Here is a 19,552-nt window from a genome sequence, read left to right on the forward strand (position 1 = left end):
GATATTATATCGACTTAAGCCATGCTGTAAACAATTCTGTATACAACACAAGAAAATTTAAAGAGGAACAAATGCTCTATTAGAAACACAAATACACCAACTAATATATAAAGATTTGTAAAAATTATCTATAAGTCCTATTTTTTGTTAAGCTATACGCGAATAAATATAGTTAGAACTCTAATAATATCAACTCAAAACATAATTAAACACCAAGGGATACTTAATATGAAATTCACTAAGTTGCATTATGCTGTGCTTACAGCACTAGCTGCATCGAGCGCTCTCTCTGCTGAAGAAGTCACAAAGCAACAAAAAGCAACGATAGAAGTTATTGAAGTTACTGCAACTAAACGCACAGAGTCTATTCAAGATGTTCCTGTTACCGTTACCGCCTTAACGGGTGCTAGTTTAGAAAAACTTGGGGTGTCAAATTTTGACGAATATGTAGAATTTTTACCTAATGTTGTTTTTCAGGGCACTGGCCCTGGACAAAATGAAATATATATCCGTGGTGCAGCTACCGCACAAACAAACATATCTGTCTCGTCAGTACAGGCATTGCAACCGTCAGTTGCTTTTTACTTAGACGAACAACCCGTTTCCATGCAAGGACGTAACTTAGATGTTTACGCGACTGATGTTGAACGTATAGAAGTTTTACCTGGGCCACAAGGCACACTCTTTGGTGCTAGCTCGCAATCGGGCACAGTTCGCTTGATTACCAAAAAACCAAACCATGATGGTTTTTCTGCCGGTTTTGATACCAGCACAAGTACCACAAAAGGCGGGGACTTAAGTAATTCTGTTGAAGCTTATTTCAATATGTCTTTAACGGATTCACTTGCTGTTCGTGTTGCTACTTACAATGATCACCAAGGCGGTTGGATAGATAATATTCGCAATGTCCCTGGTCAAGGTGGTTACAACGGTAGTGCAGTAGTTATTGATAGAATTTCAGCTAATTTTGCTAAACTAGCTGATCCAGAAAATACTCCAACTACCGCACCACAAAACGATGCTTTAGTAGAAGACGACTTTAACACTGCTAATTATGCTGGTGCACGTTTTGGTGCCTCATACTTGATCAATGACGAATGGAACCTTTTAGTTCAACACACTCAACAGTCTCTCGATACTGAAGGTGTGTTTTCTTATGATCCAAATCTTGAAGGTCAAACATCAACAAACCGTTTTGTACCAGAAAATAATAATGATGATTTTGGTTTAACCACCTGGACACTAGAAGGTCGCCTTGAGCAACTTGATATCGTTTATACTGGTGGTTACTTAGACAGAGATATTAATTCAACGATTGATTACACCGGTTATACCAATGGTGGTCAATTTTCAGCTTATTATGTTTGTAACTATGCAAGTGCACCTGAAGCACAAGAGTGTCTTGACCCAACTAAGTATTACAAAGAAGAAACTAGTACCTCTCGTATGACTCATGAGCTACGTTTCAATACGCCTGCTGATAAAGACTGGCGTGTTACGGCTGGTGTTTTTTATGACACGCAAGAAGTATCATCAGTGGGTCAATTTAAAATAGCCAATACTGAACTTTTTCCTGATTTACAAAGAACACTTGTTGGTAGTGAAGGTATTAACAGTAATGGTGGGCCTTTCCCTGCTGAAGTCAGTTTTGTTAATGATGTTACCCACACGATAGATCAAGTCGCGGTATTTGGTCAATTTGCTTATGACATAACCGACACAGTTACCGCAAGTTTTGGTGCCCGTTGGTATCAAATTGATGACATTTATAAAGGGTCGACAACAACCGCTGATGTTAGTGGTCGATTACGTGCCTTTGGTGACGGAAGTGACGCTGCCTTAAACGAATTTTTTGGTGAAGAAGAAGCAACGGCCATTAAAGAGGCTATTGCTAGCGGTCAGTTAGACACAAGTTTACTTGATAATAGTGGTAAATTAACCGTAGATGATACGATTATCAAAGCCTCTGTTGATTGGAAAGTAACGGACGATGTGATGGTCTTTGCCTCATATTCAGAAGGTTTTAGACCGCCGGTTACTAACCGTGTAGGTGGTGGTTCTGCTGCAAACCAAGAAGGCGCTTTTGAAGGCTTCCGTATACCGGTATACTCAACTACCGATAGCTTAGATAACATTGAAGTTGGTTTTAAATCAACCTTATTTGACCAATCACTACGCTTTAATGCCACAGCTTATTATTCAAAAATATCTGATCTACAGACCTCACGCTATGACCCAACCAATATCAGTTTCTTAGTATTTACTGATAACGTAGGTGATGCAGAGATCAAAGGTATTGATGGTGATTTTAGCTGGGTAGTGACTGACAACTTAGTTATCTCGGGCGCGTTCAGCTTAATTGATACTGAATTAACATCAGTTAATGACGTACTTGATGGCATTGCACCAAGTGTTGGTAGTAGATTACCTTATTCAGCTAAATTTTCAGGCAACCTACAAGCAGAATATTACTATAATATCTCTGGCGATTTAACCGGTTATATTAACGGTTCAATCAGTTATACCGGCGAAAGACTTGCGGGTATGGCGATGGATGCTTACATGGTCGAAGATGCGACTAATTTAGTTTATGGCACAGGTTCAGGTTTAAGTATTCAAAAAGAAGCTGATGTCTATAAAGGTGTTAACTATCAAAGTAGTAACGGAGAAACCTTTGCCGGTGGCCGTTACATTCAAGATAGTTACGTTTTGGCCAACTTAAGCTTTGGTGTGACTAACGACGAATGGAAAGCAGAATTTTTTATCGATAACTTAACTGATAAAAGTGCCATTCTATACGTAGATACACAACAATATACGCCAAAAGTTGTTTCTAACAGACCTCGTACTGTAGGTTTTAGATTCTCGTATGATTTTTATTAAGCGTTAATGTTAATTAACTTTTAACTAAAAACTAAATAAAGCCGCTTGAACTTTGTATCAAGCGGCTTTTTATTGATAGAGTATCTCATCAGAGCAAGACCACTTGTTAAACTGCCTTGGAGCAAAATCGTTGAACAACACAACTGTCCCCCCGATTGAAACACACTTAAAATCGATTCAAACCTTAATCCAAACGGCAAAATTTAGCGAAGCGATTGCACAAAGTAAAGCACTGCAACAACAAGTCACCGAACAGCAAGACCACATTGAATTATGGTATTTAATGGCTATTGCCCAGCGATATAGCAAAGAATTTACCCAAGCACTCACCAGTATTAACGCGTTACTTAAACTTGATGCCCTGCACAGCCGAGCAAATCAAGAACAAGGTTATACGTATTTAGCCTTAAACAAAGTTAAGCAAGCTAAATTATCCTTTGAAAAGGCCGTACAACTTAATCCAAGTTTAGTGGGTAGTTGGCATGAGCTAATTCAAATTTATCGACAAGACAGCCAACAAGAACAAGTGCAAAAGGCAGCTAACCATCTCGAAAAATTGAAAAAATTACCGCCGGCATTACTGGCGGTTACCGAATTAATGTATGAAGGGAAATTATTAAAGGCTGAGCAAATTTGTCGACATTTTTTACAGAACAACAAGCGTCATGTCGATGGCATGTGCCTACTTGCTGAAATAGGTATGGAGCTAAAAGTTTATGACGATGCTGAATTTTTACTGGCTAGCGCCCTTGAATTAGCTCCTGATCATATTCATGCACGCTCTCAATATCTAAACCTTCTTATCCGTTTAGGTAAATATAAAGCCGCAGAGCAGCAGGTTGAAATATTACTACTGACACAACCAGACAATCTTAGCTATAAAATCGCCAAAGCCAATACGTTGACAGGCTTAGGTAAAATAGAACAAGCTATAACTTTGTTTGAGCAAGCCATCAAACAAGATAACAAGATCCCCGGTTTCTATTTACAACTTGGTCATGCGCTAAAAGCTCAAGGCGATATCAAAAAAGCGGTTGCTGCTTACCAAAAAGCTTATCAATTAAACCCCAGCTACGGTGATGCATTTTGGAGTTTAGCCAATACGAAAACCTACCGCTTTAGTGATGAAGAAATTACCAAAATGCAACACCAGCGTACGGATGAGAATTTGGCGATAACCGACAAAGTGCAATTACATTTTGCTACCGGTAAAGCCTTTGAAGACAGAGAAGACTATCAGCAAGCCTTTGAAGCTTATCAGCAAGGTAATGAATTACAGCATGCTAGCAATGGCTTTGACATTAATAAAATAGAACAACAAGTCGCTGAACAAATAAAATACTGTACCCACGAGTTATTTGAAGTTCGTCGCAATTTAGGCCTTAACTCACCGGATCCTATTTTTATTGTTGGTTTACCCCGTGCAGGTTCAACCCTGCTTGAACAAATACTGGCTTCACACAGTCAAGTTGATGGCACGATGGAACTGCACAACATTTTAGGCTTAGCGTCGAGGTTACGCGGGCGCGAGAATAATAAAAATGAGCAGGAAAGCCATAAAGAAAGCCAATACCCCAAAAATTTAGCTGAAATTAATCCGACATATTTTAAACGCTTCGGTCAACAGTTTATTGATGAAACACGAGTCTATCGTGAACAGGCCCCTCTTTTTATTGATAAAATGCCTAACAATTTTTTACACATAGGTTTGATTAAATTAATACTGCCAAACGCTAAAATTATTGACGCAAGACGCCAACCAATGGCTTGTTGCTTTAGTGGTTTTAAGCAATTATTTGCCGAAGGACAAGATTTTAGTTACCGCCTTGAAGACATTGGCCGTTACTACCAGGCTTATCTGAAATTAATGTCTCATTGGCAGCAAGTACTGCCGGGATTTGTTTTAACGGTTAATCACGAAGATGTTGTTGATGACTTAGAAAAGCAGGTCAGAAGAATACTTGATTTTTGTGGCTTAAGCTTTGAACAATCTTGTGTTGATTTTCATAAAACCAAACGCACCATTAAAACGCCAAGCTCTGAGCAAGTCCGTCAGCCGATTTATAAAAGTGCTACCGAGCAATGGCGTCACTTTGAACCTTACTTAGCACCATTAAAAAAAGTATTAAACATCGAATAAACGGTTGTTATTAAGAGATTAGTAAATATTTAAAACCATTATACAAACTGTTATAGTGAACAAATAAACAGCGAAATAACACCTTCGCTAAAAAGGATTTTGTGAGAATAAGCTAAAATGAACCACTTTGATAACGAAAAATTTCATCAACCTCATGTCATTTCATTATTTGCATTAGTAGGTATGTCGATAACGGCTGTTATGGGAATTGTTGGTCTTTTTAACAAAAACTTTGTTTTAGCGATATCATTATTCATCGCCAGCTTGATTTATTTCATCGGTTATTATGCCCACAAAAAATTTAACAACATTAAATTAAGTTCTGCAATTATTCTGTATTCTTTATATATATTAATGTTTTACCTTATATATACTGGTGGCGTTGAGAATACAGGTCCACTATGGATATTTATTGTTGCTCCTGTCTCAGTATTTGTTCATGGCCTAAAACGTGGTCTGATAGAGATTATGTTCTTTGTAATAATATCTATTGCAATCATGAGTATACCTACGGAAATCATTCCTCATACTGCCTACAGTACTGAATTTAAATTACGCTTATTATACTCTTTTTTAACCGTGACTTTTCTTTCTGCTCTATATGAATATTCAAGAGATCAATCTTATCAGCACACCTTAAAACTAAGTGAAAAATATCAACGCTTGGCGCATTTAGATCCCCTAACCCAATTATCTAATCGCCGTGCTGCGCTTACTCTGTTAAAACGAGAACAAGCACGTGTCATTCGAAGTAAAGAATCTTTATCTATTATTTTATGTGACATTGACCACTTTAAAAAAATTAATGATAAGTACGGTCATAATGCGGGTGATGCAGTATTAATTGAGTTGGCAAAAATATTTACCAATGGTATGAGGGAGCAAGACTGTATTGCTCGTTGGGGTGGAGAAGAGTTTTTATTTATTTTACCGCAAACCCAAGCCAAAAGTGCCCATGTTTTAGCAGAAAAAATCCAAGAAAAACTCCAACACCATATTGTTCATTATGAAGGCCATGATATTAATGTCAGGATGAGTATGGGCATTGAGCAATTCAAAGACAACCAAACCATTGATGAAATGATCAACTGTGCAGATAAGCAGCTTTACCAAGCGAAAAATGCTGGCAGAAATCAAATTTTTCCAAAGTTTTAAATTTGCTGTTTTATCACAAGATAATCAAAGGATTATCGCGCCTGCTCAACATAACTTAAAATCGAAATATGCCCATCATACAATGTATTTAGTACAAGCCTCGTAAAGCTCTTGTAGCTGTACAGGTTTACTTAGCACGCGATCAAAGCCTATCTCTTTGTATAACTCAACATCTTCACTCATAACATTTGCCGTTATCGCAACGATCGGAATATTAGAGCTTGCTCTAATAATTTTACAGGCTTCAACACCATCCATTACCGGCATTTGAATATCCATAAAGATAACCTTAGGATGATGAGTTTTAAACAGCTCGATACATTCAGCGCCGTTTTTCGCCATTAATATATTGGCACTGGTTGGCGCCATTAACTTATTAAATATGGTGCGATTAATAGCAGTATCCTCAGCAAGTAAAATAGTGATGTTTTTTAATTGCGGTGTCGCCAAAAGTGCTTTTTCTTTCAATATTTTCTGTTTATTTGTTCGAGTCAAAGGTAAAGAAATAACGAAACAACTCCCTTCACCTAGCTTGCTTTGTACCTCTATATTACCCCCCATCATTTTAGCTAAATTCAAAGCGATATTAACACCTAAACCGGTGCCACCGTATTTTCTGGTCGTCGACTTATCCGCTTGTTCAAAACGGTCAAAAATACTGTTCAATGCATATTCAGACATGCCTATGCCCGTGTCGATCACCTTAATAACGACTTCTTGTGAGCCACTAATATTAATATTTACGCTACCTTGATGAGTAAACTTAAGTGCATTAGAGATAATATTAATCAAGACCTGCTTTACTCTCGTTACATCACCTAGCCAATATTGATGAAAATGATCATCAAAATTCAATGCTAATGTGATTGAGTTTTCGACCGCTATCGGTTTAAATTCATTATAAAGATTGTTGAGCAGTTCCTTTAAGTCAAAAGAATTGGCCTCAAACTCTACTTTGCCTGCCTCAATTTTAGAAAAATCCAAAATATCATTCAAAATGGTTAACAAGCTTTTACAAGATGACAATCCGGTTAAAATAATCTCATGTGATTCTTCATTGTCGACAGAGTTTTGTAAAATCTGCAGCGAGCCAAAGATACCATTCATTGGAGTACGTATTTCGTGACTCATGTTTGCTAGAAACTGTGATTTATAATTACTTACCCTTTCTAATTCTGACGCTTTTTGTTCAATTTCTTGATATGAACGTTCAAGTTCCAAGGTACGTTTTTTTACTTGAAATTCCAAATATTGTTGATTATCAAGCTGAGTAAAAATTAGCACCAAAAGTTGAGTCAAGGTTTCTATATATGAGTGATCAGCCAAAGATAGTGGGGTTTCTTTTAATAAGCCTAGTGTGACGACACCCAATAGCTGGTTTTTTGACATTAAGGGAACAACAAGCTCAGACGACATCTCATTTCTCACCATAAAGGCCTTTGCTGCTAACGCTTGATATTTTACAGGCAGTTGATCAGTGGTCTCTTCACTACATTTAATAAAATGAAGTAATGAATGGCCTTTTATCACTTCAGCGCTTAATTGATAATTTACATGAGTAAATTCATTGGCACTTTTAGTGATCCGATTCAAATAAGTAATCGTTAACTGACTAGATTGCAAGGTGTCGACACCTTTGTGTAAAAACTGTACATACTGCTTAAATAACGCTTCTTTGTCATTTACCTGCATCATTTCTTGGGCACTTAACAGTAATTGTTCTAGGTAATTATTTGCATGATTAAGTGCAAAGGCACTTGCTTTTATCTCTTGAAGTGAACCGTTAAGGCGAAAAGCCATTTGATTAAAACTATCGGCAAGTACATGTAATTCATTTCGTTTAGGAGAGTCTATTTTCAACTTAAAGTCGTCTAAATCATCAACATTTAATTTTTCTACAGCATGGCTAAATTCTTCAAGGGGTTTAATTAACATGGGTCTTACTAACCAAAGAAATATCCCCCAAAGCGCCAGCGTTTTGATAATTGAGTTAATAATGATTAGCGTAAAGCCAGTACTTAACTTGCTCAGTATGACATCTCTATCTGAATAGAATACGCCAACACCCACCAATGAATTTTCGTCTTCACGACGATATTCAATATCAAAATAATGATCGATTAAAAAATCAACCGCAATGATTTCGTTAGAAGCAAGATGAACGTCACTTGTTCGTTGAGCAATAATATTATTGTTTGTATCAAATATCTGCACCGATGTTATCGAAGGCAGTTTAATAACGCCATCGATGATGGTGTTTATGCGGTCTTCGTCAAGATCCCACAGAGCATCAGATAAAGGCTGCTCGTAAGTGGATTGATAAAGCACGAGATCATTTTTAATCATTTGTTTTACATTGAAATATTCTATTGTCATATGTGTCAAAGTGACAACAATCGCGACAATAATATAAATAGAAAAAACACCACGTAGTAGAGTAAAACCAATGGAATGATTAATTGAAATTTTATTTTTTTTCACTCGAATTAACCTGTTATTTTATTTGTTATTTGGCACGATGGTGAAATCCAAGACTGCCAAAGCTGTTGATTGTCTGCCAGCCATTGTGTTGCGGCTTCTTGATAGGTCAATTTGTTTACATCTACTTCGTACGCCAACTTAGCTAACATTGCGTTACTAAAGTTAATTTTAGTGAGTGTTTCGAATGCGCACGGCCATTTTATTGGCATTTCATGCCAAGCGACTTTTTTTAACCAACCATCGGTAGGATTTCCGCAATCGTGCAAAAAATTCTTATTTTCGCCCCATTCAGGTTTTGTTTCACAGTCAGAGTGGTAGCGTGGAAACTCAACAAATTGACCTTTATATTTTGCTTCAATCCAATTAGGTGTCCAATTAAATAACACTATGGGTTGCTTATTACGTATCGCTTTATCGAGTATTTCCCAAAGCTCATCACTATTGTTAGCAGTAACTACTTTAAATTTAAGGTCTAGTGCTCTTATTTTCGCCCCATCGGGTTTCTCCCAAGGTCCTCCAAGATAGCGTCCCCTCGGTGAGGTTTCTTTAGTTTCAAATAAGTGCGCACAACTATTTAACGCTCGCCAAGAGGGTAAGCCCGGACAGAGGTCTAGCACATAGTCAGGGAACCACCATTCTTCACGCGTTTTCGCATCATGAGAACCTGCATCGATAATGCCACCTTCATCTATCATGCGGGTATACATTTTCTCCATGGTGCCTTGCCACACTTCCATTTGTACATGTGCTAAGCCACGTTGCAGTGCCCCCCATTGAGCACCTGTGGTTTTTTTTGAAAAAATAACAGAGTAGCCCATGCCCTCGAATAATTCGGCTGTAATATGAGATAAAACCAACTGACTTGTCCAATCGTTTAAGACAATTTTTATCGGTTCGTCATTACGAAGGGTCTGCGCTTGTGAGGAAGTAAACGTCAGTAGGTTAAAAATAATGAATAACAACAGTATTAGTTTTTTCTTGCTACACATGTGAGCCTTAGAGTTTTGTTTTAATATTGCACTAACTATAGACAGGTTTTCAATAAATTATAGACAATAATTATGTGAAAACCTGACTTTTAGCGCTGATAACAGCACAATCTGTCTTTGGTCGTAGATATTTGATTGTTTGCCGATTTTACTTTTGTGTAATGGGCCATATCAAGCTAATCTAGGATCACACAAAAATAGGATAGTACTTATGAAACAGTCGATGATAATCAACGGAAAAGCCCATGAAATTACGGTAGATGGTGATATGCCACTTTTATGGTTTCTTCGAGACAACTTGGAGTTCACTGGCACCAAATTCGGCTGTGGTAGTGGTTTGTGTGGTGCTTGTACCGTTCACGTTGATGGCCAAGCCATACGTTCATGTATTACTCCAGTAAGTACCTTGGTTGATAAAAAAATCACCACCATTGAAGGACTATCCGAAAAGGGTGACCACCCGTTACAAAAAGCTTGGTTAAATAATAATGTTCCCCAATGTGGATATTGTCAGGCCGGACAAATTATGAATGCGGCGAGCTTGTTAGCGGTTAATGCTTCCCCCACTGAAGCTGAAATTGATACGGCAATGCAAGGTAATATTTGTCGTTGCGGTACCTACCAACGCATTAAAAAAGCCATCGTTGAAGCTGCTGACACGTTAAGTAAGGAGGTTTAGTATGACCATTTCAAACGTAAGCCGTCGTAATTTTTTAAAAACAGCAGGTCTAGCCACCGGTGGTTTAATGATAAGTGTTGCTTTACCGATGAATGCCTTAGCAGAAAAGGGCATTATCAAAGACAGTGGTGATGGACTTAACGCTTTTATTCACCTGGCTGAAAATGGCGATACTATTATCTATTGTGGCCGCTGCGAAATGGGCCAAGGTATTAGTACTGCCCTGCCTTCTGCTGTCGCTGATGAAATGGAAGCTGATTGGCAGCGTGTTACGGTAAAGCAAGGTGACGCCGACGAAAAATATGGTCCGCAAGCAACAGGTGGCTCAGCGAGTATCCGCGTAATGTACCAGCCTATGCGTGAAGCTGGAGCGACAGCAAAAGCGATGTTAATTGCCGCAGCAGCAAAAGTGTGGAAAACCTCTCCTGAAAACTGCTTTGCTCAAGCACATTTTGTTATTAATAAAACTAATCAACAAAAACTCGCTTATGGTGAATTAGCAAGTATTGCTGCCAATATGCCGATACCTGAAAAACCTGTGCTTAAAAAGAAAAGTGATTTTAATTACATAGGTAAAGAATTACCTCGTCATGATCAGGCAGCAGTGGTGGTCGGTAAACGTATTTATGGTGTCGATACTAAACTACCCGGCTTAAAATATGCGGCCATGATCCATTGTCCTGTTTTAGGCGGCGCCTTAAAAAGCCTTGATAAAACCGAGGCTTTGAAAATGAAAGGTGTTATTGACGTTATCGAAATTCCACGTTTTAACATCCCGTTTGGTTCTATTGGCGGTGTTGCCGTAGTGGCTGACAATAGCTGGACGGCACAACAAGCGGTGAAAAAGTTAAAAATAACTTGGGATTTAGGCGAAAATGCTATTTACGACACCAAAGAATATAAACAGCAACTGGTTAAAAATGTTGAAAAACCAGCAACGTTAGCCGCTGAACGTGGTGATATTGAAAAAGCGTTTGGCGCAGCAAAACATAAAATGTCAGCCACTTATACCGGAGGACATCTTTCACATGCACCGATGGAGCCTAATGCGAGTGTCGTATGGGTGCAAAAAGACTCCTGTGAAGTATGGGCGTCAACACAAAGCCCTGCCGATATTCAAAAAGTATTAGGGCAATACTTAACACGCGAGCCAAAAGATATCGTGGTGCATGTAGCAATGGCCGGTGGTGCTTTTGGTCGTAAATTTAAGTGTGACTACGTTCATGAAGCCGCTGTTATTTCAGAAAAGACTGGTGTGCCAATTCAGCTAACGTGGACCCGCGAAGAAGATATGCGTACGGGCTATTATCACTCGATAAATGCCCAACACATTGAAGCATCTATGGACGACCAAGGAAACGTGACCGGTTGGTTACATCGCGCCGCCTTTCCTTCAATATCAACCTTATTTGACCCTTCGTTAGTTAGAACACCGGCGAATAGTTTAGAAGATATTACTAATCATTTATTTGGTATTGAGAATTGTCGTGTCGAATCAGGCGATGCCAAAGCTCATACGCGTATTGGTTGGTACCGGGCAGTTTATGCTATTTTCTATGGTTTTGCTTTTAGTACCTTTGCCGACGAATTAGCGTACAAAGCAAATAAAGATCCTTTGTCTTTTGTTAATCAACTTTTTGATAACAATAAAAATAAAGAACAGCAAGCAAACGTCAAACGAGCTAAAGATATTCTCGCCATTGCTGCTGAGAAATCAGGCTGGGAGAACCGTAAATCACTACCAAAAGGCCAAGCTATTGGTTTAGCGGTGCACTATAGTTTTCAAAGCTTTGTTGCCATGGCAGTACATGTTGAAGTCAACGGTGATGATATTAAAGTATTAAATGTAGACTGTGCGATAGATTGTGGCCAAGTACTTAACCTTGATGGCGCAACAGCGCAAATGGAAGGCGCCGTTGTTATGGGCATGTCATTAGCATTAAGCACCGAGATAACCTTTAGAGAAGGTGCCGTGGTTAATTCAAATTTTCATGATTACCCCGTTATGCGTATTACCGATATGCCAAATGTTAGGGTTCATATTCCTGATTCAGATGAAAGCCCAACAGGATTAGGCGAACCCGGTGTTGCTCCTTTTGCACCCGCATTAAGCAATGCTGTCTTTGCCGCTTCAGGTAAGCGCTATAGAGATTTACCTTTTAAACCGATGTCAGTGTAAGGATTAAATGAACGTTTTATTGTTAATTTTTTTATATTGTTGTAGCAATTTCGAGCAACAACACGTATTGCTCAGCAAGGACTTTTTCCTATGAGCAATCATTTATCGCACTTATTAGCGCAATGGTACCCGCATCGAGATAACGCTGATTGGGTACTTGCTACTATTTACCAGACCGAAGGCCCGTGTTACAGAAAACCCGGAGCTATGATGTTATTTAGTAGCCAAGGTGATCAATTAGGTATGCTAAGTGGTGGCTGTTTAGAGTCAGATATCGGTGTTAATGCCAGAAAAGTTATGCAAACAAACAAGTCAATGTTGGTTTGCTATGATGGAACTGACGAAGATGATTTATCTTTTCATCTGGGTATTGGTTGTGGCGGCACGATTTATATAATGTTGCAGCAAGTCCATGCCGCTAATGACTATTTATCATTGGCGCAAGTTTACGACGCACTTAAGCATCGTATTTCTGGCTACCTTTATCAAAGTATTGTCGAGCAAGGCAATGATGCGCAAGCTTATTTCGAAGCGAAAAAAGTCACGAATATAGCGGCAACAGCGACATTAATTCCCTCCCCCTTAAATAACGATGACAAAACAAACTGGTTAGCAACCCCGATTGTACCCGAACCTCATCTGCTTGTTGTTGGCGGAGGTATTGACGCACGTCCGCTGGTCAATATGGCTGAACAGTTAGGTTGGAAAGTATCGTTGTGGGATCCACGTCCCGCCAATGCTCGAAAAGAATATTTTTCAAATGTTAGCCATATTATAAAAGGCGAAGCCGAAGTACTGACCACCTTTGCTGCAGAAAAAGATGTTAACGCCGCCATATTGATGAGCCATAATGTCTCGATTGATGCACAGGCTCTAAAAGCTTTAGCTAACACCAATATTCAATATTTAGCTTTGCTTGGTCCAAACAATAGAAAACAGCAAGTTATTACTCAGGCTGAAGTTGTCGAGCAATCTTTATCGTTTACATTCGCCGGCCCTGCGGGTCTTGAAATCGGTGGAACCTTGCCTGAGAGCATAGCCTTATCGATACTTGCCGAGTGCCATGCCAGCTTATTTAACAAAAGTGCTCAGTCGATTAGCCATGTACTTTAGTCGTCGCCATCGAACAATAACACCATGAAACGCCCCGATTATAACTTGAAAATAGTGCTACTGGCGGCAGGTAAAAGTGAACGCTTTAACGGTATTAAGGTACTCGCAAAAGTACAGCGACAAGAAACGTCAATAACTTTACTCGAACATGCTTTACAACAACTGTTTTTAGCACTTAAGACACTGAATATCAGTAACAAAAATATTGGTGTCGCGACAGGGCGTTATCATCAACAAATAAGCGAATTATTAGACGACCCCGACCTCTTATATTATTGCGAAGCGGCACATTTAGGCTTAGGTCATACCATTGCACAGTCTGTTGAACACATGCTAAATGATGCACAGGATGATGAAAGTAGCATCAGCCATATTTTGATAGCATTGGCTGATCAAGTTGCTTTAACTGCAGATGACTATATCGCATTAATAAAACAGTCTTTAGCGTTACCAAACACGTTAGTTTGTGCAAAAGCAGGGCAAGAATTCATGCCACCAGCTATTTTCCCCTCAGTTTATTTTACCGACTTAATGCTCTTAAAGGGTGATAAAGGCGCTAAGTCTGTTTTATATACTAATAAAGAAAACCTTCAAACAGTAAACCTTCCTCATACCGAAAAAGATATCGATACCCAGCAAGATTTGGCTGATTGGTATAGCAATACATAAACGTTCTAATATTTAAAACACAACCTATTACATTATATAAGCCTAATTTTTCGACAATTTAACGCTTTGCTGTTTTAATAAACTCATCTATTGGTTAGTTTAGAGTAAACCGATTAATTAACGGGCCAGCCAAAACAACAGGAAAATTTATGAACACTTTTATAAAAATAATGTCTGCCGCGTTATTTGCAGTTACCGCATCAAGTCAGGCAACTGACCTTACGTTAACCACCGACCAAGGCTTTGAATTAAAAGCGAGTTATTACCCGAGTAATAAAACCAGTGATCGCGCGGTATTGTTATTGCACCAATGTAATTACAATAGAACCATGTATAACGACATCGGCCAGCAATTATCAGACAAGGGCATTCATGCCTTGAGTTTAGATTTCAGAGGCTTTGGTGACAGTGCTAACGATGAATTTAGTGTTCAAAAGGTTCAAGCATTACCAAGAGAATCACGAAGTGCCGCTTGGCAAAAGGTGTCTAAACATTGGCCTAGTGATGTTCAACTCGCTTATGACCATTTGAAAAGTAAAATGTCAGACAAAGGTATAGTCGGTGTAGTTGGCGCAAGTTGTGGTGGCTCTCAAGCCATTATTTTAGCAGAAAATAATCCTGTAAATCTCATTGGTTTTTTCTCATCAGGTCAGCCTGATGAAAACATTACGCGCTATAAAAAGATGCTAGCGGACAAACCTACTCTGATCATCGCTTCAGAAATGGATACCGGCACTTACCTTAGTGCGCAAAAATTATTTACGGCGTCTGAAAGCATGAATAGTAAATTTATTGCTTATAAAGGGTCTGCACATGGTTACCCTTTACTTGACAGTGATACGCAACTAGCCAGTTATATGGTGAGTTGGTTAGATAGTAATTTAGTGAAATAGCTTAAGAATAATTATGACAACAACTTTAAAAAAAATAACGATATTTATCGTTGGAATAACACTGATAGTTGGATGCAGTAACAACACCACAGCTAAAGATTTAACGAGTCAAAGCGTTAAAGAATACACCAAGTGCGTTGTTCATAAAAACAGTATTTGTAAAACTGATTTACACCCAAATAACGAACTTATTGCCACAGGAAGTTCAGGACCTAACGTTGAAATTTGGCATAGATATACCGGCAAAGTATTACAATCGCTTAAACACCCAGAAGGAGTGCCTAGCGTTAAATTTAGTCATGACGGCAAAATCCTCGCTACTGGCAGCTATGATAATAACGTAAGAATTTGGCAAGTTTCCAGCGGAGCGTTACTTAATACATTTTCTGGTCATCAGGGCATGGTCGTTAAATTAGCCTTCAGCCCCGATGGAAAAAGCTTAGCCAGTGTAAGCGCTGACGATACCGCCCGTCTTTGGAACTTAACGTCTGGTGAATCAAAAACCTTATCTGCACACGAAGGCGATGTATGGGGCGTGGCCTTCACTCCTGATAGTAAATCTCTGTTAACCGGTGGCGAAGATAACATTATTAATGTGTGGAATGCGTTCACTGGTGAGCATGTAAGAGCATTAAAAGAACATAACCAAGCGGTTTTAGATTTAGCCTTTAGTCACAACGGTAAGCTTCTAGCTTCCGGCGGCGATGACTATACGATAAAAATATGGGATACCACTAATTGGCAAGTACTCAATACATTAGAAGACGATTCATATTCTATCTACGACTTAACATTTAGTCATGATGACTCCTTTTTAGTAAGCGGTGGTCGCGACAAAGGCATGTTCAGTGAATTTCTTCAATATCAATGGGCATACGAGACTGATGAAAATGACATTACCGTTCGAATTTGGGATGTTAAAACAGGGAATGTAATACAAAGACTTAATGGCCATAAAAACGATGTTAGTAATGTAAATCTATCGTCTGACAGTAAAGTGTTGATCAGTTCAGGCGCGGATGGAAAAGTTGTGATTTGGGATACAACATCATTGCTAAAACGTTATTATTGAGAAGGCAGTGTGATATGAAAATTTTATCACACTGCACAATTATGATTTAGCGATGGACTTAACCTTCAAAATAGAGATTATTTTCGGCTAGGTTCAAAAGCATCGTATCTTGGAAGGTTTTCATCAAGATCTTCCCAGTTTGCTTTTGAGGTAGCAAAGTTATGCGAAATAGGTCTTTCTGAAATATCAGAATCAACTATACCTAAACGAAGTCTCAGCCTTGTTGGGTCTTGCTCATTTGAACTAAAAACAGGCGAACCACATTTTGAGCAAAAGTGACGGTTTCTACCAGACTTGAAGGCAAAGGTTGTTAAAAACGCTTCACCTGAAGTGATCTCAAAATCAGCGGTATTAATAAAACCGTTGGTAGCAAAAGCCGTCCCGCTATTCTTTCGACATAATGAACAATGACAGTGAATGATATCACTTATTGCCCCACTAATTTTAAGGTTTATCGTGCCACACAAGCACTGACCTAAATACATATAATCCACCCTTTGGTTTGTTTTTATAAGACACTACATTCGCCTTGAGTCTTGGCAATCGTTATAGATTCTATCAATAAGTTGTGATTATTATCATCTAAAAAACAAGCAATATAGATAAATGGGCCGCTTTATCCCAAACCCAGTAATTATCTGATTATTATTACCGATATAAACCACAGATAGGGTTCACCTCCTCATAAATAACACGGCTACAAATAGCGCATTATTCATCGTGCTTTGTTAATGCATAAAAATGCCCTAATAAAAAAGCACTTAACCTTATCGGCTATTTATATTAAAATTGTTAGCTTAAGCAGCGATTGACTGCACGTTTTATGCTTTAGGATTTTAATGCGTTTTTTTAAATTATTACTACTTTTCATCTTTATTTCAGGTTGTGCAACGATCACTTATGTTGAGCTTGATGACCGTTACGGCTTTTCAAACCCAATTCATCGCAGCAATGTTACGGCTATAACGCCACAACAAAGCGAGCTGTTTCATAATCAAGTGCGACCAATTTTAGAAAATCGCTGTATTGTTTGTCATGGCTGTTACGATGCACCTTGCCAATTAAAAATGGAATCTATTGCCGGTATTGAACGAGGCGCCAATAAAACTGTTGTTTATGATGGTGCCCGTTTACAAGCGATCCCGGTAACTAATATCCAAGGTAATCCTAAAACAATTGACCAATGGCGTAATGAAGAGTTTTATCCTGTTTTAAATGAACGCCAGCAATCACCACAAGCCAACTTAGCCAGCAGCTTGATGTATCAAATGCTACAGCTAAAGCGTAATAATCCCTTACCTGACGAGGTGATTTTATCGAAAGCATTTGATGTTAGTCTAAACCGCCAGCAAGAATGCCCCACCATAGATGAATTCAAACATTATCAAGAAAATAACCCTTTAGGTGGCATGCCTTACGCTTTACCTAATTTACCTGATGATGAATACCAACAGTTAACGCTATGGTTAGCTGAAGGTGCAAAAATGCCTGCGCCTACTGCACCAAGTGCGACTGAGCTTGTTATGGTTGAAAAATGGGAGACTTTTTTAAATGGCGACTCTAAAAAAGAACAGCTCGTTGGCCGATATCTTTACGAACACTTATATTTAGCCAATTTATATTTTGACGCTAGCCAGCAAAGCTTTTTTAATATCGTTCGTTCAAAAACACCACCCACACAAGCGGTGCAAATTATTACCACTCGTCGCCCATTTGAAGACCCTAACGTTGAGCGCGTTTATTACCGTTTACAGAAAAAACAAGCCACCGTTTTAGCAAAACGTCATATGCCTTACCGTTTTGATTTAGCGAAACTTACTCGCTATAAAGCGCTGTTTTTTAGCCCCGATTACACGGTAGAGAAACTCCCTGGCTATAAACTAAAATATGCATCAAACCCTTTTATTACCTTTCAGGCATTGCCTCTTGAATCTCGTTATCGTTTTTTGCTTGATGAAGCGCAATTTTCAATTATGAATTTCATTAAAGGACCGGTTTGCCGAGGTCAAATTGCCCTGAATGTTATTGAAGATCAATTCTGGGTGGCTTTTGAGAACCCAGAGAATATTGATATGTTTGGTATTAACAAGTTTTTAGTTGAACACAGCAAACTCTTACAATTTCCAGCAGCAACCAGCAGCAGCGTATTATCGATTCTAGATTGGCGCGAATATGCCAGTCGACAAAAAGAATATGTCGCAGCGAAAAAAGCCTTTATTGAAAGCCTTGATCTGCGAGCTGGCAATATTGACCTTGATTTAATTTGGAGTGGTGAAAATAATCCTAACGCTGCACTGACTATTTTCCGGCATTTTGACAGTGCTTCAGTGGTTAAAGGTTTTGTTGGCAAGCCACCCAAGTCTGCCTGGGTGATTGGTTACCCACTACTTGAGCGCATTCATTACTTATTAGTTGCTGGATTTGATGTTTATGGCGATGTTGCTCATCAATTAAAAACCCGTTTATATATGGACTTTTTACGTATGGAGGGTGAATCAGCTTTTTTAATGTTATTGCCCCAGAAAGTTCGAAAAGAGACCCACGACCTATGGTATCGCGAGACAAGTTCGGATGTTAATGACTATAATTTTTTAGCTAACTTCGCTGATTTGCCCGATTCGGGGATTGAATACCAAACTGACCAACCCCAAGCAGAGTTATACCAACTACTCAAAGAGCATACCGCAACAACACACAATAATAGTCATCAATTAACGTCGTCAATTAATGACTATAAATTCAAACGCCTGGAAAATTTAACTGGTGAAAGTGTTTCTTTACTACCAGAAGTCAGCTTTGTTGTCGTAAATGATAGCAACACAAGTCAGGTATTTACCCTGTTAAGAAATTCTGCCCATAGTAATGTAGCGCATTTGTTTGCAGAGAAAAAGCGTCGGCTACAAGCAGAAGATACGCTCACCGTAGCCAGAGGCGCCATAGGGACTTACCCGAAAGCGTTTTTTAATATTAGTCAGCAAGAAGTGGCTGAATTTATTGTTGCAATAGAAAATATGAAAACAAAAGATGATTACTTTAATTTGAAAAGTCGTTATGCGGTCAGACGTACCAATACAGACTTTTGGACGTTTTCCGACAAACTACATCAGCAACTAAACAATGATCAAGGTATTGAGTTTGGTTTATTAGATTACAATCGTTTGGAAAATAAGTAATAGCACTGAAAAAAAGGCAAAAAAAAGGCGTTTCTTGAAACCAAGAAACGCTTTATAAAAACATAAACACTAAGGGAAATAAACTCTCGTATAATAAGAGCCCCTATTGCCTGATAAGTTCAAATT

The 19,552-nt window shown here is 38.7% G+C and carries 13 protein-coding genes; 10 read left to right on the forward strand and 3 right to left on the reverse strand.

Going from position 1 to position 19,552, the window contains the following annotated elements; translation table 11 throughout:
- Positions 1 to 228: 228 nt before the first annotated feature.
- The 3 genes from H4J70_RS09555 (at position 229) to H4J70_RS09565 (ending at position 6,178) form a co-directional block, all read left to right on the forward strand.
- The gene (locus H4J70_RS09555) at positions 229 to 2,883 is read left to right on the forward strand and encodes a TonB-dependent receptor (RefSeq protein ID WP_182215382.1); all 2,655 of its coding nucleotides are present in this window, start codon (positions 229 to 231) and stop codon (positions 2,881 to 2,883) included.
- A 130-nt stretch (positions 2,884 to 3,013) separates the two neighbouring features.
- Entirely contained in the window at positions 3,014 to 5,023 is a 2,010-nt protein-coding gene (locus H4J70_RS09560; RefSeq protein WP_182221448.1) for a tetratricopeptide repeat-containing sulfotransferase family protein, read from the forward strand.
- 117 nt (positions 5,024 to 5,140) lie between these two features.
- On the forward strand, positions 5,141 to 6,178 hold the full coding sequence (locus H4J70_RS09565; RefSeq protein ID WP_259366358.1) for a GGDEF domain-containing protein: 1,038 nt from the start codon (positions 5,141 to 5,143) through the stop codon (positions 6,176 to 6,178).
- Positions 6,179 to 6,253: 75 nt separating this feature from the next.
- On the opposite strand, the gene H4J70_RS09570 is transcribed toward H4J70_RS09565, so the two are convergent.
- Complete coding sequence (locus H4J70_RS09570; RefSeq protein ID WP_182221447.1) at positions 6,254 to 8,659, reverse strand: ATP-binding protein; 2,406 nt, start codon at positions 8,657 to 8,659, stop codon at positions 6,254 to 6,256.
- Positions 8,660 to 8,664: 5 nt separating this feature from the next.
- Positions 8,665 to 9,648, reverse strand: coding sequence for an ABC transporter substrate-binding protein (locus H4J70_RS09575; protein WP_182215377.1), 984 nt, complete (start codon positions 9,646 to 9,648; stop codon positions 8,665 to 8,667).
- Between the two features lie 211 nt (positions 9,649 to 9,859).
- On the opposite strand from H4J70_RS09575, the gene H4J70_RS09580 reads away from it, so the two are divergent.
- The 6 genes from H4J70_RS09580 to H4J70_RS09605 all read left to right on the forward strand — a co-directional run bounded on the left by H4J70_RS09580 (position 9,860) and on the right by H4J70_RS09605 (position 16,253).
- Positions 9,860 to 10,327 carry a (2Fe-2S)-binding protein gene (locus H4J70_RS09580; RefSeq protein ID WP_259364808.1) on the forward strand — a complete coding sequence of 156 codons (468 nt, stop codon included), beginning with the start codon at positions 9,860 to 9,862 and terminating at the stop codon, positions 10,325 to 10,327.
- A 1-nt stretch (position 10,328) separates the two neighbouring features.
- The gene (locus H4J70_RS09585) at positions 10,329 to 12,506 is read left to right on the forward strand and encodes a xanthine dehydrogenase family protein molybdopterin-binding subunit (RefSeq protein WP_182215375.1); all 2,178 of its coding nucleotides are present in this window, start codon (positions 10,329 to 10,331) and stop codon (positions 12,504 to 12,506) included.
- Positions 12,507 to 12,596: 90 nt separating this feature from the next.
- Positions 12,597 to 13,619: an XdhC family protein gene (locus tag H4J70_RS09590; RefSeq protein ID WP_182215373.1), complete on the forward strand. Its 1,023-nt coding sequence runs from the start codon at positions 12,597 to 12,599 to the stop codon at positions 13,617 to 13,619.
- A 24-nt stretch (positions 13,620 to 13,643) separates the two neighbouring features.
- Entirely contained in the window at positions 13,644 to 14,288 is a 645-nt protein-coding gene (locus tag H4J70_RS09595; protein WP_182215372.1) for an NTP transferase domain-containing protein, read from the forward strand.
- Between the two features lie 149 nt (positions 14,289 to 14,437).
- Entirely contained in the window at positions 14,438 to 15,181 is a 744-nt protein-coding gene (locus tag H4J70_RS09600; RefSeq protein WP_182215370.1) for a S9 family peptidase, read from the forward strand.
- Between the two features lie 13 nt (positions 15,182 to 15,194).
- The gene (locus H4J70_RS09605) at positions 15,195 to 16,253 is read left to right on the forward strand and encodes a WD40 repeat domain-containing protein (RefSeq protein WP_182221446.1); all 1,059 of its coding nucleotides are present in this window, start codon (positions 15,195 to 15,197) and stop codon (positions 16,251 to 16,253) included.
- A 77-nt stretch (positions 16,254 to 16,330) separates the two neighbouring features.
- On the opposite strand, the gene H4J70_RS09610 is transcribed toward H4J70_RS09605, so the two are convergent.
- Positions 16,331 to 16,738 (reverse strand): GFA family protein, encoded by a 408-nt coding sequence (locus H4J70_RS09610; RefSeq protein WP_182251023.1) that lies wholly within the window; start codon positions 16,736 to 16,738, stop codon positions 16,331 to 16,333.
- A gap of 354 nt (positions 16,739 to 17,092) precedes the next feature.
- Here H4J70_RS09610 and H4J70_RS09615 point away from each other — a divergent pair, with 354 nt between their 5' ends.
- Positions 17,093 to 19,426, forward strand: a complete 2,334-nt coding sequence (locus H4J70_RS09615) for a fatty acid cis/trans isomerase (RefSeq protein WP_182221445.1) — start codon at positions 17,093 to 17,095, stop codon at positions 19,424 to 19,426.
- Positions 19,427 to 19,552 lie beyond the last annotated feature (126 nt).

Origin of the sequence: Colwellia sp. BRX8-9 (genome assembly GCF_014077245.1) — a bacterium.
Taxonomy (GTDB): Bacteria; Pseudomonadota; Gammaproteobacteria; order Enterobacterales; family Alteromonadaceae; genus Colwellia_A.

Excerpts from the sequence above, each read along its gene's own strand:
- H4J70_RS09555 (WP_182215382.1), top strand. The coding sequence starts at position 229 with ATGAAATTCACTAAGTTGCATTATGCTGTGCTTACAGCACTAGCTGCA.
- H4J70_RS09565 (WP_259366358.1), top strand. The coding sequence starts at position 5,141 with ATGAACCACTTTGATAACGAAAAATTTCATCAACCTCATGTCATTTCA.
- H4J70_RS09575 (WP_182215377.1), bottom strand. The coding sequence starts at position 9,648 with ATGTGTAGCAAGAAAAAACTAATACTGTTGTTATTCATTATTTTTAAC.
- H4J70_RS09580 (WP_259364808.1), top strand. The coding sequence starts at position 9,860 with ATGAAACAGTCGATGATAATCAACGGAAAAGCCCATGAAATTACGGTA.
- H4J70_RS09585 (WP_182215375.1), top strand. The coding sequence starts at position 10,329 with ATGACCATTTCAAACGTAAGCCGTCGTAATTTTTTAAAAACAGCAGGT.
- H4J70_RS09590 (WP_182215373.1), top strand. The coding sequence starts at position 12,597 with ATGAGCAATCATTTATCGCACTTATTAGCGCAATGGTACCCGCATCGA.
- H4J70_RS09595 (WP_182215372.1), top strand. The coding sequence starts at position 13,644 with ATGAAACGCCCCGATTATAACTTGAAAATAGTGCTACTGGCGGCAGGT.
- H4J70_RS09600 (WP_182215370.1), top strand. The coding sequence starts at position 14,438 with ATGAACACTTTTATAAAAATAATGTCTGCCGCGTTATTTGCAGTTACC.
- H4J70_RS09605 (WP_182221446.1), top strand. The coding sequence starts at position 15,195 with ATGACAACAACTTTAAAAAAAATAACGATATTTATCGTTGGAATAACA.
- H4J70_RS09610 (WP_182251023.1), bottom strand. The coding sequence starts at position 16,738 with ATGTATTTAGGTCAGTGCTTGTGTGGCACGATAAACCTTAAAATTAGT.
- H4J70_RS09615 (WP_182221445.1), top strand. The coding sequence starts at position 17,093 with ATGCGTTTTTTTAAATTATTACTACTTTTCATCTTTATTTCAGGTTGT.